This window comes from Streptococcus thalassemiae, from assembly GCF_903645285.1.
Taxonomy (GTDB): Bacteria; Bacillota; Bacilli; order Lactobacillales; family Streptococcaceae; genus Streptococcus; species Streptococcus thalassemiae.
Genome location: NZ_CAHJXN010000002.1, coordinates 262,863 through 276,016, shown reverse-complemented (window position 1 = coordinate 276,016; position 13,154 = coordinate 262,863). Strand labels below are relative to the sequence as shown.

Genomic DNA, 13,154 nt, shown 5'->3' with positions numbered 1-13,154 from the left:
TTAAATCAATATCTTGTGTATTTTTAAAAATTTTAGGATTTTTACCACAAGATATTGATTTTTCTTTTTAGAGTGGTATAATACTTTTTAGAAAGAACATTTTAGAAAAGAGAATGCATATGATTGCACTAGAAGAAAAAATTACAATTTTGCCAACTCTCTTCGTCGAGAAACGAGATGGGAGACGTGTTGTATTTGATGTGGACAAGATTGACAAGGCTCTCCACAAGGCGGCAGACAAGGTTATGGATGTGACACCCTTGGTCGAAAAACGCCTCAATGCTCTGACCGAGCGAATTGTCACAGAAATTCATAGTCGTTTTCCGCAGGGAGTTAAGATTTATGAAATCCAAAATATCGTAGAACATGAACTCCTTGAAGCCAAAGAATATGCGCTGGCTGAGGAGTATATTACTTATCGGACGCAGAGGGATTTTGAGCGCTCAAAAGCGACAGATATTAACTTTAGTATCCATAAACTACTCAACAAAGACCAAGCAGTTGTCAATGAAAATGCTAATAAAGACAGCGATGTCTTTAATACCCAGCGTGATTTGACAGCAGGGATTGTTGGGAAATCAATCGGACTGCAAATGCTGCCTAAGCACGTAGCCAATGCCCACCAAAAAGGGGATATCCACTATCACGACTTGGACTACAGCCCCTATACCCCTATGACCAACTGCTGTTTGATTGACTTTAAAGGTATGTTGGAAAATGGTTTTAAGATTGGAAATGCAGAGGTAGAAAGTCCCAAGTCTATCCAGACTGCGACAGCTCAGATTTCCCAAATCATTGCCAACGTTGCTTCTAGCCAGTATGGAGGCTGTTCAGCTGACCGTATCGATGAAGTTTTGGCGCCTTATGCGGAGAAGAACTATCAAAAACATCTCAAAGATGCAGAAGAATGGGTCTTGCCTGAAAAACGGGAAGATTATGCCTGGAAGAAAACGCAAAAAGACATCTATGATGCTATGCAATCTCTTGAGTATGAAATCAATACTCTCTTCACTTCAAATGGTCAAACACCTTTTACTTCACTAGGTTTTGGTCTAGGAACTAGTCGTTTTGAGCGAGAAATTCAAAAGGCAATTTTAAACATTCGTATCAATGGGCTTGGTTCGGAACACCGCACAGCTATCTTCCCTAAACTTATCTTCACGCTTAAAAGAGGACTCAACTTAGAGGAAGGGACACCCAACTACGACATTAAGCAGTTGGCTCTTGAGTGTGCAACCAAGCGGATGTACCCAGACGTCTTGTCTTACGATAAGATTGTTGACTTGACAGGTTCTTTTAAGGTGCCTATGGGTTGCCGTTCTTTCCTTCAAGGATGGAAAGACGAGAATGGTGTAGAAGTCAATTCAGGCCGTATGAATCTGGGTGTTGTGACAGTTAACCTACCTCGTATCGCTCTCGAGTCTGAAGGAGACATGAATAAGTTCTGGGAAATCTTTAACGAGCGGATGAATATCGCTGAAGATGCTCTGGTTTACCGTGTCGAACGAACTAAGGAAGCAACACCAGCAAATGCTCCTATCCTGTATCAATACGGTGCTTTTGGTCATCGTCTAGGTAAAGAAGAAAGCGTTGACCAGCTCTTTAAGAATCGTCGTGCGACAGTTTCACTGGGCTATATCGGCTTGTATGAAGTAGCGACAGTTTTCTTTGGTAACAGCTGGGAAAGCAATCCAGATGCTAAGGAATTCACGCTAGACATTATTCGAGATATAAAACGCCGTGTAGAAGAGTGGTCTGACCAATATGGATATCATTTTTCTATCTACTCAACACCGTCTGAAAGTTTGACAGACCGTTTCTGCCGACTAGATACAGAGAAGTTTGGTTCTATTCCTGATATTACAGATAAGGAATACTACACTAACTCTTTCCACTACGATGTTCGTAAAAATCCAACACCGTTTGAAAAATTAGACTTTGAGAAAGTCTATCCAGAAGCGGGTGCGTCAGGTGGTTTCATTCATTATTGTGAGTATCCAGTCCTCCAGCAAAATCCAAAGGCCTTGGAAGCTGTCTGGGACTATGCCTATGACCGTGTGGGCTATCTTGGAACCAATACACCAATAGACCGTTGCTACAAGTGTGACTTTGAAGGGGATTTTGAACCAACTGAGAGAGGATTTGCTTGTCCAAACTGTGGCAATAGTGACCCTAAAACAGTAGACGTTGTTAAACGGACTTGTGGCTACTTAGGTAATCCTCAAGCGAGACCTATGGTCAATGGGCGTCACAAGGAAATCGCTGCGCGTGTCAAACACATGAATGGCTCAACGATTAAAATAGCTGGTCACCAAGTAACCAATTAGAAAGAACTGAAATGGGAAAATATCAATTAGACGATAAGGGGCGTGCACAAGTGACCCGTTATCACGAGAAACACTCTAAAGGTGGAGCTGGTAAAAAAGAACGCTTGCTCAACCTCAAAGAACAATTTTTAAACAAGAATAAGAAGAAATAAAAGTGAGAGTCAACTCTCGCTTTTCTCATAGTGGGAGGTAAGGATGGAACTACGCAGACCAAGATTAGCAGATAAAGAAACAGTTTTAGACATGATGGCAGAGTTTGAAAAGAGCCAATCAGCCCATGATGGTGGATTTTGGGATACAGAGAACTTTGTGTATGAAGAGTGGTTGGAAACAAATATGCAAAAAGAGATGGGAATAAACTTGCCTGAAAATCGTGTTCCTTCTATTCAATTTGTATCATTTGATGATGTAGGTCGTGCTCTAGGATTTTTGAATCTGCGATTGAGACTGAATGAGGGATTATTGAATTATGCTGGCCACATTGGCTACTCCATTCGTCCATCAGAAAGAGGCAAAGGTTATGCTAAGGAAACTTTCCGTCAGGGCTTGCAAGTTGCTAAGGAAAAGAACATCAAGAGAACTCTTGTGACCTGTAGCGTGAATAATCCTGCTAGCAGAGCAGTCATTCTAGCAAATGGTGGGCTCCTTGAAGATGTTCGTAATGGAGTTGAGCGTTATTGGGTAGAGGTAGCGAATGAATAATCCAAAACCACAAGAATGGAAAAGCGAGGAACTCAGTCAAGGGCGTATCATCGACTACAAGGCCTTTAACTTTGTAGATGGAGAAGGCGTGCGCAACTCTCTCTATGTAGCAGGTTGTATGTTTCACTGCGAGGGATGTTATAATGTTGCGACTTGGTCTTTCAATGCAGGAATTCCCTACACAGCAGAATTAGAAGAGCAAATCATGGCAGATCTTGCCCAGCCTTATGTTCAAGGCTTGACCTTGCTGGGAGGGGAGCCCTTCCTCAATACTGGCATTCTCTTGCCTCTAGTTAAACGCATCCGACAGGAATTGCCAGACAAGGACATTTGGTCCTGGACGGGCTACACTTGGGAAGAAATGATGCAGGAGACTCCAGACAAATTGGAACTCTTATCACTGATTGACATCCTTGTCGATGGACGGTATGACCGAACTAAGAGAAATCTCATGCTCCAGTTTCGAGGTTCGTCCAATCAACGCATCATCGATGTGCAAAAATCCCTCAAAAGTGGGCAAGTAGTGATTTGGGACAAGCTCAATGACGGAAAAGAAAGCTATGAACAGGTGAAGAGAGAATGAAGAAAAAAGACTTAGTAGACCAACTAGTCTCAGAGATCGAGACGGGGAAAGTCAGGACACTGGGAATATACGGTCATGGAGCTTCAGGCAAGTCAACCTTCGCTCAGGAATTGTACCAAACCCTAGATTCTGCAAAGGTAAACTTATTGGAAACCGATCCTTACATTGCTTCAAATCGTCATTTAGTGGTGCTAAAGGAGACTCCAGACCAAAAAGTGACCGCTTGTTTACCTGTGGTTCATGAACTGGTAAGTTTAGAAAGAGACATTCTCGCTTTAAAGGCTGGCATGGATATCTTAACAATTGAAGAACCTTGGAAAGCTAGTGAGGTCTTGTCTGGAGCAAAGCCAATTCTGATTGTCGAAGGGATGTCTGTTGGCTTTTTACCCAAAGAACTCTTTGACAAAACCATCTGTTTCTACACGGATGAGGAGACCGAATTAAAGCGACGCCTTGCTAGAGATACGACTGTGAGAAATCGCGATGCATCCTTTATATTGGCTAGTCATCAGATGAGACGGGAGCAGTATCTGCGATACTATAAAGAAACTGAGTCAAGGGCGGACATTCTAGTGGACCAATCAGAAGGTAAATTTGAGGTCAAGAGGAGTCAGTTTATATAGAAGAAAATCCCTAATTTTAGAAAGAAAAAGTAGGAAAACATTTTCATCGTAAAAAAACGAAAAAACAGCAACAAATCCCTTGCAATCGCAGGGGCTTTGTGTTATTCTATTATGGTGCTGTAAATTACAGCTTTAGCTTTGATGCAAGAGGTTGCGACACGCTCGGTTGCATTGCCACGCAACGCCGCGTCGGTTTTCTTGTGGAGCTAGCCTATTATCTTAAATAGACGAAAAGGAGAAAAAGATGGCAAACAAAAAAATCCGTATCCGTTTGAAAGCTTACGAACACCGTACGCTTGACACAGCGGCTGCAAAAATCGTAGAATCAGCTACTCGTACAGGTGCACAAGTTGCGGGTCCAATCCCACTTCCAACTGAACGTAGCCTCTACACAATCATTCGTGCGACTCACAAATACAAAGACTCTCGCGAACAATTTGAAATGCGTACACACAAACGTTTGATCGATATCGTTAACCCAACTCAAAAAACAGTTGATGCTTTGATGAAATTGGATCTTCCAAGTGGTGTAAACGTAGAAATCAAACTTTAATCTAAAATATAAAAGAGCAGAGGCTGGTGTTTCAATTTAATTGAACACGGGCTAAACTCGGTGTGAAAAAGATAAACTTCCTAGTGTCTGCTAGACACTGCGTCAGTTTCCTATTTTCACTTTGAGTTTGACGCCCTTTGTATCTTAGACTTGAGCATGAAAAACGCTCGTTAAAAACTTTTTGAATAAAAATATAGAAAAGGAACTATTTTCTCATGACAAAAGGAATCTTAGGGAAAAAAGTGGGAATGACTCAAATCTTCACTGAAGCTGGCGAATTGATCCCTGTAACAGTTATTGAAGCAACTCCAAACGTTGTCCTTCAAGTTAAAACTGTTGAAACAGACGGATACAACGCTATCCAAGTTGGTTTCGATGACAAACGCGAAGTATTGAGCAACAAACCTGCTAAAGGACATGTAGCGAAAGCTAACACGGCTCCTAAGCGCTTCATTCGTGAATTCAAAAACGTTGAAGGCTTGGAAGTTGGTGCTGAAATCACAGTTGAAACATTCGCAGCTGGAGACGTTGTTGACGTAACTGGTACTTCTAAAGGTAAAGGTTTCCAAGGTGTTATCAAACGCCACGGACAATCACGTGGACCAATGGCTCACGGTTCTCGTTACCACCGTCGTCCAGGTTCTATGGGACCTGTTGCACCTAACCGCGTATTCAAAGGTAAAAACCTTGCAGGACGTATGGGTGGCGACCGCGTAACAATTCAAAACCTTGAAGTGGTACAAGTTGTTCCAGAAAAGAACGTTATCCTTATTAAAGGTAACGTACCAGGTGCTAAGAAATCTCTTATCACTATCAAATCAGCAGTTAAAGCTGGTAAATAATAAAGAAAGGGGAAATCAGTCACAATGGCAAACGTAACATTATTTGACCAAACTGGTAAAGAAGCTGGCCAAGTTGTTCTTAACGATGCAGTATTTGGTATTGAACCAAATGAATCAGTTGTGTTTGATGTGATCATCAGCCAACGCGCAAGCCTTCGCCAAGGAACACACGCTGTTAAAAACCGCTCTGCAGTATCAGGTGGTGGACGCAAACCATGGCGTCAAAAAGGAACTGGACGTGCTCGTCAAGGTTCTATCCGCTCACCACAATGGCGTGGTGGTGGTGTTGTCTTCGGACCAACTCCACGTTCATATGGCTACAAACTTCCACAAAAAGTTCGTCGCCTAGCTCTTAAATCAGTTTACTCTGAAAAAGTTGCTGAAAACAAATTTGTAGCCGTTGATTCTCTTGAATTTACAGCTCCAAAAACTGCTGAATTTGCAAAAGTTCTTGCAGCATTGAGCATCGATTCTAAAGTTCTTGTTATCCTTGAAGAAGGAAATGAATTCGCAGCTCTTTCAGCTCGTAACCTTCCAAACGTGAAAGTTGCAACTGCTACAACTGCAAGTGTTCTTGACATCGCAAATAGCGACAAACTTCTTGTTACTCAAGCAGCTATCTCTAAAATCGAGGAGGTTCTTGCATAATGAATTTGTATGATGTTATCAAAAAACCTGTCATCACTGAAAGCTCAATGGCTCAACTTGAAGCAGGAAAATATGTATTTGAAGTTGACACTCGTGCACACAAACTTTTGATCAAGCAAGCTGTTGAAGCTGCTTTCGAAGGTGTTAAAGTTGCCAATGTTAACACAATCAACGTAAAACCAAAAGCTAAACGTGTTGGACGTTACACTGGTTTTACTAACAAAACTAAAAAAGCTATCATCACACTTACAGCTGATTCAAAAGCAATCGAGTTGTTTGCTGCTGAAGCTGAATAATCTAAGGAGGAAATATCGTGGGAATTCGTGTTTATAAACCAACAACAAACGGTCGCCGTAATATGACTTCTTTGGATTTCGCTGAAATCACAACAAGCACTCCTGAAAAATCATTGCTTGTTGCTTTGAAGAGCAAGGCTGGTCGTAACAACAACGGTCGTATCACAGTTCGTCACCAAGGTGGTGGACACAAACGTTTCTACCGTTTGGTTGACTTCAAACGTAACAAAGACAACGTTGAAGCAGTTGTTAAAACAATCGAGTACGATCCAAACCGTTCTGCAAACATCGCTCTTGTACACTACACTGACGGTGTGAAAGCATACATCATCGCTCCAAAAGGTCTTGAAGTAGGTCAACGTATCGTTTCAGGTCCAGAAGCAGATATCAAAGTCGGAAACGCTCTTCCACTTGCTAACATTCCAGTTGGTACTTTGATCCACAACATCGAGTTGAAACCAGGTCGTGGTGGTGAATTGGTACGTGCTGCTGGTGCATCTGCTCAAGTATTGGGTTCTGAAGGTAAATACGTTCTTGTTCGTCTTCAATCAGGTGAAGTTCGTATGATTCTTGGAACTTGCCGTGCTACAGTTGGTGTTGTCGGAAACGAACAACATGGACTTGTAAACCTTGGTAAAGCAGGACGTAGCCGTTGGAAAGGTATCCGCCCAACAGTTCGTGGTTCTGTAATGAACCCTAACGATCACCCACACGGTGGTGGTGAAGGTAAAGCACCAGTTGGTCGTAAAGCACCATCTACTCCATGGGGCAAACCTGCTCTTGGTCTTAAAACTCGTAACAAGAAAGCGAAATCTGACAAACTTATCGTTCGTCGTCGCAACGAGAAATAATATTAAACTAGTCGCTTAAGCAACTAGCAAATCCGCCAGCTCGGTAGCGCTCCATGTGAGCGCAAGCCGCTGTGGTACAACATTTAAAGGAGAAAATATAAAAATGGGACGCAGTCTTAAAAAAGGACCTTTCGTCGATGAGCATTTGATGAAAAAAGTTGAAGCTCAAGCTAACGACGAAAAGAAAAAAGTTATTAAAACTTGGTCACGTCGTTCAACGATCTTCCCAAGTTTCATTGGTTACACTATTGCAGTTTATGACGGACGTAAACACGTACCTGTTTACATTCAAGAAGACATGGTAGGTCACAAACTTGGTGAATTTGCACCAACTCGTACTTACAAAGGTCACGCTGCAGACGACAAGAAAACACGTAGAAAATAAGGAGAACATAAATGGCAGAAATTACTTCAGCTAAAGCAATGGCTCGTACAGTACGTGTTTCACCTCGTAAATCACGTCTTGTTCTTGATAACATCCGTGGTAAAAGCGTAGCCGATGCAATCGCAATCTTGACATTCACTCCAAACAAAGCTGCTGAAATCATCTTGAAAGTTTTGAACTCAGCTGTAGCTAACGCTGAAAACAACTTTGGTTTGGATAAAGCTAACTTGGTAGTATCTGAAGCATTCGCAAACGAAGGACCAACTATGAAACGTTTCCGTCCACGTGCGAAAGGTTCAGCTTCACCAATCAACAAACGTACAGCTCACATCACTGTAGCTGTTGCAGAAAAATAAGGAGGTAAAATCGTGGGTCAAAAAGTACATCCAATTGGTATGCGTGTCGGCATCATCCGTGATTGGGATGCCAAATGGTATGCTGAAAAAGAATACGCGGATTACCTTCATGAAGATCTTGCAATCCGTAAATTCGTTCAAAAAGAACTTGCTGACGCAGCAGTTTCAACTATCGAAATCGAACGCGCAGTAAACAAAGTTAACGTTTCACTTCACACTGCTAAACCAGGTATGGTTATCGGTAAAGGTGGTGCAAACGTTGATGCACTCCGTGCAAAACTTAACAAATTGACTGGAAAACAAGTACACATCAATATCATCGAAATCAAACAACCTGATTTGGATGCTCACCTTGTAGGTGAAGGTATTGCTCGTCAATTGGAGCAACGTGTTGCTTTCCGTCGTGCACAAAAACAAGCAATCCAACGTGCAATGCGTGCTGGAGCTAAAGGAATCAAAACTCAAGTATCAGGTCGTTTGAACGGTGCAGATATCGCCCGTGCTGAAGGATACTCTGAAGGAACTGTTCCACTTCACACACTTCGTGCAGATATCGATTACGCTTGGGAAGAAGCAGATACTACATACGGTAAACTTGGTGTTAAAGTATGGATCTACCGTGGTGAAGTTCTTCCAGCTCGCAAAAACACTAAAGGAGGTAAATAACCAATGTTAGTACCTAAACGTGTTAAACACCGTCGTGAATTCCGTGGAAAAATGCGCGGTGAAGCAAAAGGTGGAAAAGAAGTAGCATTCGGTGAATACGGTCTTCAAGCTACAACTAGCCACTGGATCACTAACCGCCAAATCGAAGCTGCTCGTATCGCCATGACTCGTTACATGAAACGTGGTGGTAAAGTTTGGATTAAAATCTTCCCACACAAATCATACACTGCTAAAGCTATCGGTGTGCGTATGGGATCTGGTAAAGGGGCGCCTGAAGGTTGGGTAGCACCAGTTAAACGTGGTAAAGTGATGTTCGAAATCGCTGGTGTATCTGAAGAGATCGCTCGCGAAGCGCTTCGTCTTGCTAGCCACAAATTGCCAGTTAAATGTAAATTCGTAAAACGTGAAGCAGAATAAGGAGAAGGCATGAAACTTAATGAAGTAAAAGAATTTGTTAAAGAACTTCGTGGTCTTTCTCAAGAAGAACTCGCGAAGCGCGAAAACGAATTGAAAAAAGAATTGTTTGAACTTCGTTTCCAAGCTGCTACTGGTCAATTGGAACAAACAGCTCGCTTGAAAGAAGTTAAAAAACAAATCGCTCGTATCAAAACAGTTCAATCTGAAGCGAAATAATAGACTAGGGAAGGAGAAATTTCAATGGAACGCAATAATCGTAAAGTTCTTGTTGGACGTGTTGTATCTGACAAAATGGACAAGACAATCACAGTTGTAGTTGAAACAAAACGTAACCACCCAGTCTATGGTAAACGTATTAACTACTCTAAAAAATACAAAGCTCATGATGAAAACAATGTTGCCAAAGAAGGCGATATCGTACGTATCATGGAAACTCGCCCGCTTTCAGCTACAAAACGTTTCCGTCTTGTAGAAGTTGTTGAAGAAGCGGTCATCATCTAATCAAACCTGAAAGGAGAAAACTGAAATGATTCAAACAGAAACTCGTTTGAAAGTCGCAGACAACAGCGGTGCTCGCGAAATCTTGACTATCAAAGTTCTTGGTGGTTCAGGACGTAAATTTGCAAACATCGGTGATGTTATCGTGGCATCTGTAAAACAAGCTACTCCTGGTGGTGCGGTTAAAAAAGGTGACGTTGTTAAAGCAGTTATCGTTCGTACTAAATCAGGTGCTCGTCGTGCTGATGGTTCATACATCAAATTTGACGAAAATGCAGCAGTTATCATCCGTGAAGACAAAACTCCTCGCGGAACACGTATCTTTGGCCCAGTTGCACGTGAATTGCGTGAAGGTGGCTTCATGAAGATCGTGTCACTTGCTCCAGAAGTACTTTAATTTTTAGAAACAAACTAGTCCCCTGGATTTACCTCCAGGGTGCCCTTATGGGCGTAAGAAAAATCAAGGAGAAACCTAATGTTTGTAAAAAAAGGCGACAAAGTTCGCGTAATCGCTGGTAAAGATAAGGGAACAGAAGCTGTTGTCCTTACTGCCCTTCCAAAAGTAAACAAAGTTATCGTTGAAGGTGTTAACATCGTTAAGAAACACCAACGTCCAACTAACGAACTTCCTCAAGGTGGTATCATCGAGAAAGAAGCAGCTATCCACGTATCAAACGTTCAAGTTTTGGACAAAAATGGTGTAGCTGGTCGTGTTGGTTACAAATTTGTAGACGGTAAAAAAGTTCGCTACAACAAAAAATCAGGCGAAGTGCTTGATTAATCACGAAGGAAAGGAGAAGTATAATGGCAAATCGTTTAAAAGAAAAATATCTTAATGAAGTAGTTCCTGCTTTGACAGAACAATTCAACTACTCATCAGTGATGGCTGTGCCTAAAGTAGATAAGATCGTTTTGAACATGGGTGTTGGTGAAGCTGTATCAAACGCTAAAAGCCTTGAAAAAGCTGCTGAAGAATTGGCACTTATCTCAGGTCAAAAACCACTTATCACTAAAGCTAAAAAATCAATCGCCGGCTTCCGTCTTCGTGAAGGTGTTGCGATCGGTGCAAAAGTTACCCTTCGTGGTGAACGTATGTACGAATTCTTGGATAAATTGGTTTCAGTTTCACTTCCACGTGTACGTGACTTCCACGGTGTTCCAACAAAATCATTTGATGGACGCGGAAACTACACACTTGGTGTGAAAGAACAATTGATCTTCCCAGAAATCAACTTCGATGACGTTGACAAAACTCGTGGTCTTGACATCGTTATCGTAACAACTGCTAACACTGACGAAGAGTCACGTGCATTGCTTACAGGCCTTGGAATGCCTTTTGCAAAATAATATAGGAGGTAAATCTAATGGCTAAAAAATCAATGATTGCTAAGAACAAACGTCCAGCGAAGTTCTCTACTCAAGCTTATACTCGTTGTGAAAAATGTGGTCGTCCACATTCAGTTTACCGCAAATTTAAACTTTGCCGTGTTTGCTTCCGTGAATTAGCTTACAAAGGACAAATCCCTGGTGTAACAAAAGCATCTTGGTAATTTAAGATATCAAGGGCGTCAAAACTCCAAGTGAAAATAGGAAACTTAACGAAGAAACTAAAGTTTCTAGGAAAGTTTATCTTTTTCACACAGAGTTTAGCCCGGGTTCAGTTGGGCTTGCCAATTTGAACACGAGCTACAGCTTTGGCAAAAAAGACCAATTTGCTCTGGAGCATCGCTCCTGCATCAAATTGCCTATTTTCGCTCTTGCTGTTACGCTCTTTGTATCATGTATTAACTAGCAAGTGCAACTTGCAAACTACTAGTAAGAGGAGAAAAACAAAATGGTTATGACTGACCCAATCGCAGACTTCCTAACTCGTATTCGTAATGCTAACCAAGCTAAACACGAAGTACTTGAAGTACCTGCATCAAACATCAAAAAAGGGATTGCTGAAATCCTTAAACGCGAAGGTTTTGTAAAAAACGTTGAAATCATCGAAGATGACAAACAAGGCATCATCCGTGTATTCCTTAAATACGGACCAAACGGTGAAAAAGTTATCACTAACTTGAAACGTGTTTCTAAACCAGGACTTCGTGTCTACAAAAAACGTGAAGACCTTCCAAAAGTTCTTAACGGACTTGGAATTGCTATCCTTTCAACTTCTGAAGGTTTGCTTACTGATAAAGAAGCACGCCAAAAGAATGTTGGTGGAGAAGTTATCGCTTACGTTTGGTAATATTTAGCTCCCAATTTCTTTGTGACTCTTCGTTATCGTCTCTTGCCTAACCCAAAGTTATGCCTGCGAGACGATGCCTAGATTCACTTTGAAATTGAAACCTAAATGTTCCTTTAAATCGAGAAATCGATTTAGCCCCCGTGAAAACTGGCCATTATGGCCTGACAATTTAACAGGAGAAAATAAACATGTCACGTATTGGTAATAAAGTTATCGTGTTGCCTGCTGGTGTTGAACTCACTAACAATGACAACGTTGTAACTGTAAAAGGACCTAAAGGAGAACTTACTCGTGAGTTCTCAAAAGATATTGAAATCCGTGTGGAAGGTACTGAAGTAACTCTTCACCGTCCAAACGATTCAAAAGAAATGAAAACTATCCACGGAACTACTCGTGCCCTTTTGAACAACATGGTTGTTGGTGTATCAGAAGGATTCAAGAAAGAACTTGAAATGCGTGGGGTTGGTTACCGTGCACAACTTCAAGGATCTAAACTTGTTTTGGCTGTTGGTAAATCTCATCCAGACGAAGTTGAAGCTCCAGAAGGAATTACTTTTGAACTTCCAAACCCAACAACAATCGTTGTTAGCGGAATTTCAAAAGAAGTAGTTGGTCAAACAGCTGCTTACGTACGTAGCCTTCGTTCACCAGAGCCATATAAAGGTAAAGGTATCCGTTACGTTGGTGAATTTGTTCGCCGTAAAGAAGGTAAAACAGGTAAATAATGTTGAGTGGTTGATTCTCAACCACCAACCTATTTTCCAACTTTGTGCATAGCACACGATTTAAAACTAAAGAGGTGAAAACTGTGATTTCAAAACCAGATAAAAACAAACTCCGCCAAAAACGCCACCGTCGCGTTCGCGGAAAACTCTCTGGAACTGCTGATCGCCCACGTTTGAACGTATTCCGTTCTAATACAGGCATCTACGCTCAAGTGATTGATGACGTAGCGGGTGTAACGCTCGCAAGTGCTTCAACTCTTGACAAAGAAGTTTCAAAAGGAACTAAAACTGAACAAGCCGTTGCTGTCGGTAAACTCGTTGCAGAACGTGCAAACGCTAAAGGTATTTCAGAAGTGGTGTTCGACCGCGGTGGATATCTATATCACGGACGTGTGAAAGCTTTGGCTGATGCAGCTCGTGAAAACGGATTGAAATTCTAATAGGAGGAC

Annotated in this window: 23 protein-coding genes; all 23 read left to right on the top strand. The window is 41.7% G+C overall.

What is annotated here, in order from left to right; genetic code table 11:
* Positions 1-119 precede the first annotated feature (119 nt).
* The 23 genes from nrdD to rplR all read left to right on the top strand — a co-directional run bounded on the left by nrdD (position 120) and on the right by rplR (position 13,145).
* Positions 120-2,327, top strand: a complete 2,208-nt coding sequence (gene nrdD, locus HWX15_RS03945; RefSeq protein WP_175880332.1) for an anaerobic ribonucleoside-triphosphate reductase — start codon at positions 120-122, stop codon at positions 2,325-2,327.
* Between the two features lie 11 nt (positions 2,328-2,338).
* A complete protein-coding gene (locus HWX15_RS03940; RefSeq protein ID WP_000521615.1) occupies positions 2,339-2,479 on the top strand; it encodes a hypothetical protein in 141 nt (46 codons plus the stop codon).
* Between the two features lie 43 nt (positions 2,480-2,522).
* Positions 2,523-3,029, top strand: coding sequence for a GNAT family N-acetyltransferase (locus HWX15_RS03935; protein WP_175880331.1), 507 nt, complete (start codon positions 2,523-2,525; stop codon positions 3,027-3,029).
* The gene (gene nrdG / locus HWX15_RS03930) at positions 3,022-3,612 is read left to right on the top strand and encodes an anaerobic ribonucleoside-triphosphate reductase activating protein (RefSeq protein ID WP_175880330.1); all 591 of its coding nucleotides are present in this window, start codon (positions 3,022-3,024) and stop codon (positions 3,610-3,612) included. The genes HWX15_RS03935 and nrdG overlap by 8 nt, the downstream gene beginning before the upstream one ends.
* A complete protein-coding gene (locus tag HWX15_RS03925) occupies positions 3,609-4,235 on the top strand; it encodes a uridine kinase family protein (protein ID WP_173306467.1) in 627 nt (208 codons plus the stop codon). The genes nrdG and HWX15_RS03925 overlap by 4 nt, the downstream gene beginning before the upstream one ends.
* A gap of 244 nt (positions 4,236-4,479) precedes the next feature.
* A complete protein-coding gene (gene rpsJ / locus HWX15_RS03920; protein WP_001284513.1) occupies positions 4,480-4,788 on the top strand; it encodes a 30S ribosomal protein S10 in 309 nt (102 codons plus the stop codon).
* Positions 4,789-5,003: 215 nt separating this feature from the next.
* Positions 5,004-5,630 carry a 50S ribosomal protein L3 gene (gene rplC / locus HWX15_RS03915; protein WP_000160197.1) on the top strand — a complete coding sequence of 209 codons (627 nt, stop codon included), beginning with the start codon at positions 5,004-5,006 and terminating at the stop codon, positions 5,628-5,630.
* Positions 5,631-5,654: 24 nt separating this feature from the next.
* Positions 5,655-6,278 (top strand): 50S ribosomal protein L4, encoded by a 624-nt coding sequence (rplD, locus tag HWX15_RS03910; protein WP_000024539.1) that lies wholly within the window; start codon positions 5,655-5,657, stop codon positions 6,276-6,278.
* Positions 6,278-6,574, top strand: coding sequence for a 50S ribosomal protein L23 (locus tag HWX15_RS03905; protein ID WP_001055347.1), 297 nt, complete (start codon positions 6,278-6,280; stop codon positions 6,572-6,574). The genes rplD and HWX15_RS03905 overlap by 1 nt, the downstream gene beginning before the upstream one ends.
* Before the next feature lie 17 nt (positions 6,575-6,591).
* Positions 6,592-7,425, top strand: coding sequence for a 50S ribosomal protein L2 (gene rplB, locus HWX15_RS03900; RefSeq protein ID WP_000512911.1), 834 nt, complete (start codon positions 6,592-6,594; stop codon positions 7,423-7,425).
* A gap of 103 nt (positions 7,426-7,528) precedes the next feature.
* The gene (gene rpsS / locus HWX15_RS03895) at positions 7,529-7,810 is read left to right on the top strand and encodes a 30S ribosomal protein S19 (protein ID WP_000533766.1); all 282 of its coding nucleotides are present in this window, start codon (positions 7,529-7,531) and stop codon (positions 7,808-7,810) included.
* A gap of 11 nt (positions 7,811-7,821) precedes the next feature.
* Positions 7,822-8,166, top strand: a complete 345-nt coding sequence (gene rplV, locus HWX15_RS03890; protein ID WP_000818137.1) for a 50S ribosomal protein L22 — start codon at positions 7,822-7,824, stop codon at positions 8,164-8,166.
* A 12-nt stretch (positions 8,167-8,178) separates the two neighbouring features.
* Positions 8,179-8,832 carry a 30S ribosomal protein S3 gene (gene rpsC / locus HWX15_RS03885; RefSeq protein ID WP_000529936.1) on the top strand — a complete coding sequence of 218 codons (654 nt, stop codon included), beginning with the start codon at positions 8,179-8,181 and terminating at the stop codon, positions 8,830-8,832.
* A 3-nt stretch (positions 8,833-8,835) separates the two neighbouring features.
* Positions 8,836-9,249 (top strand): 50S ribosomal protein L16, encoded by a 414-nt coding sequence (gene rplP / locus HWX15_RS03880; RefSeq protein WP_000960946.1) that lies wholly within the window; start codon positions 8,836-8,838, stop codon positions 9,247-9,249.
* A 9-nt stretch (positions 9,250-9,258) separates the two neighbouring features.
* Complete coding sequence (gene rpmC / locus HWX15_RS03875; protein WP_000772918.1) at positions 9,259-9,465, top strand: 50S ribosomal protein L29; 207 nt, start codon at positions 9,259-9,261, stop codon at positions 9,463-9,465.
* 24 nt (positions 9,466-9,489) lie between these two features.
* Entirely contained in the window at positions 9,490-9,750 is a 261-nt protein-coding gene (gene rpsQ / locus HWX15_RS03870) for a 30S ribosomal protein S17 (protein ID WP_000440801.1), read from the top strand.
* Between the two features lie 25 nt (positions 9,751-9,775).
* Positions 9,776-10,144, top strand: a complete 369-nt coding sequence (gene rplN, locus HWX15_RS03865) for a 50S ribosomal protein L14 (protein ID WP_000616545.1) — start codon at positions 9,776-9,778, stop codon at positions 10,142-10,144.
* Between the two features lie 78 nt (positions 10,145-10,222).
* Entirely contained in the window at positions 10,223-10,528 is a 306-nt protein-coding gene (gene rplX, locus HWX15_RS03860; RefSeq protein WP_000497691.1) for a 50S ribosomal protein L24, read from the top strand.
* Between the two features lie 23 nt (positions 10,529-10,551).
* Complete coding sequence (rplE, locus tag HWX15_RS03855; RefSeq protein WP_000013542.1) at positions 10,552-11,094, top strand: 50S ribosomal protein L5; 543 nt, start codon at positions 10,552-10,554, stop codon at positions 11,092-11,094.
* Between the two features lie 17 nt (positions 11,095-11,111).
* On the top strand, positions 11,112-11,297 hold the full coding sequence (locus HWX15_RS03850) for a type Z 30S ribosomal protein S14 (RefSeq protein WP_001085697.1): 186 nt from the start codon (positions 11,112-11,114) through the stop codon (positions 11,295-11,297).
* Between the two features lie 284 nt (positions 11,298-11,581).
* A complete protein-coding gene (rpsH, locus tag HWX15_RS03845; RefSeq protein WP_000245504.1) occupies positions 11,582-11,980 on the top strand; it encodes a 30S ribosomal protein S8 in 399 nt (132 codons plus the stop codon).
* Between the two features lie 188 nt (positions 11,981-12,168).
* Positions 12,169-12,705, top strand: a complete 537-nt coding sequence (gene rplF, locus HWX15_RS03840) for a 50S ribosomal protein L6 (protein WP_000086640.1) — start codon at positions 12,169-12,171, stop codon at positions 12,703-12,705.
* An 83-nt stretch (positions 12,706-12,788) separates the two neighbouring features.
* Entirely contained in the window at positions 12,789-13,145 is a 357-nt protein-coding gene (gene rplR / locus HWX15_RS03835; RefSeq protein ID WP_000624044.1) for a 50S ribosomal protein L18, read from the top strand.
* Positions 13,146-13,154 lie beyond the last annotated feature (9 nt).

Excerpts from the sequence above, each read along its gene's own strand:
- nrdD (WP_175880332.1), top strand. The coding sequence starts at position 120 with ATGATTGCACTAGAAGAAAAAATTACAATTTTGCCAACTCTCTTCGTC.
- HWX15_RS03940 (WP_000521615.1), top strand. The coding sequence starts at position 2,339 with ATGGGAAAATATCAATTAGACGATAAGGGGCGTGCACAAGTGACCCGT.
- HWX15_RS03935 (WP_175880331.1), top strand. The coding sequence starts at position 2,523 with ATGGAACTACGCAGACCAAGATTAGCAGATAAAGAAACAGTTTTAGAC.
- nrdG (WP_175880330.1), top strand. The coding sequence starts at position 3,022 with ATGAATAATCCAAAACCACAAGAATGGAAAAGCGAGGAACTCAGTCAA.
- HWX15_RS03925 (WP_173306467.1), top strand. The coding sequence starts at position 3,609 with ATGAAGAAAAAAGACTTAGTAGACCAACTAGTCTCAGAGATCGAGACG.
- rpsJ (WP_001284513.1), top strand. The coding sequence starts at position 4,480 with ATGGCAAACAAAAAAATCCGTATCCGTTTGAAAGCTTACGAACACCGT.
- rplC (WP_000160197.1), top strand. The coding sequence starts at position 5,004 with ATGACAAAAGGAATCTTAGGGAAAAAAGTGGGAATGACTCAAATCTTC.
- rplD (WP_000024539.1), top strand. The coding sequence starts at position 5,655 with ATGGCAAACGTAACATTATTTGACCAAACTGGTAAAGAAGCTGGCCAA.
- HWX15_RS03905 (WP_001055347.1), top strand. The coding sequence starts at position 6,278 with ATGAATTTGTATGATGTTATCAAAAAACCTGTCATCACTGAAAGCTCA.
- rpsS (WP_000533766.1), top strand. The coding sequence starts at position 7,529 with ATGGGACGCAGTCTTAAAAAAGGACCTTTCGTCGATGAGCATTTGATG.
- rplV (WP_000818137.1), top strand. The coding sequence starts at position 7,822 with ATGGCAGAAATTACTTCAGCTAAAGCAATGGCTCGTACAGTACGTGTT.
- rplP (WP_000960946.1), top strand. The coding sequence starts at position 8,836 with ATGTTAGTACCTAAACGTGTTAAACACCGTCGTGAATTCCGTGGAAAA.
- rpmC (WP_000772918.1), top strand. The coding sequence starts at position 9,259 with ATGAAACTTAATGAAGTAAAAGAATTTGTTAAAGAACTTCGTGGTCTT.
- rpsQ (WP_000440801.1), top strand. The coding sequence starts at position 9,490 with ATGGAACGCAATAATCGTAAAGTTCTTGTTGGACGTGTTGTATCTGAC.
- rplN (WP_000616545.1), top strand. The coding sequence starts at position 9,776 with ATGATTCAAACAGAAACTCGTTTGAAAGTCGCAGACAACAGCGGTGCT.
- rplX (WP_000497691.1), top strand. The coding sequence starts at position 10,223 with ATGTTTGTAAAAAAAGGCGACAAAGTTCGCGTAATCGCTGGTAAAGAT.
- rplE (WP_000013542.1), top strand. The coding sequence starts at position 10,552 with ATGGCAAATCGTTTAAAAGAAAAATATCTTAATGAAGTAGTTCCTGCT.
- HWX15_RS03850 (WP_001085697.1), top strand. The coding sequence starts at position 11,112 with ATGGCTAAAAAATCAATGATTGCTAAGAACAAACGTCCAGCGAAGTTC.
- rpsH (WP_000245504.1), top strand. The coding sequence starts at position 11,582 with ATGGTTATGACTGACCCAATCGCAGACTTCCTAACTCGTATTCGTAAT.
- rplF (WP_000086640.1), top strand. The coding sequence starts at position 12,169 with ATGTCACGTATTGGTAATAAAGTTATCGTGTTGCCTGCTGGTGTTGAA.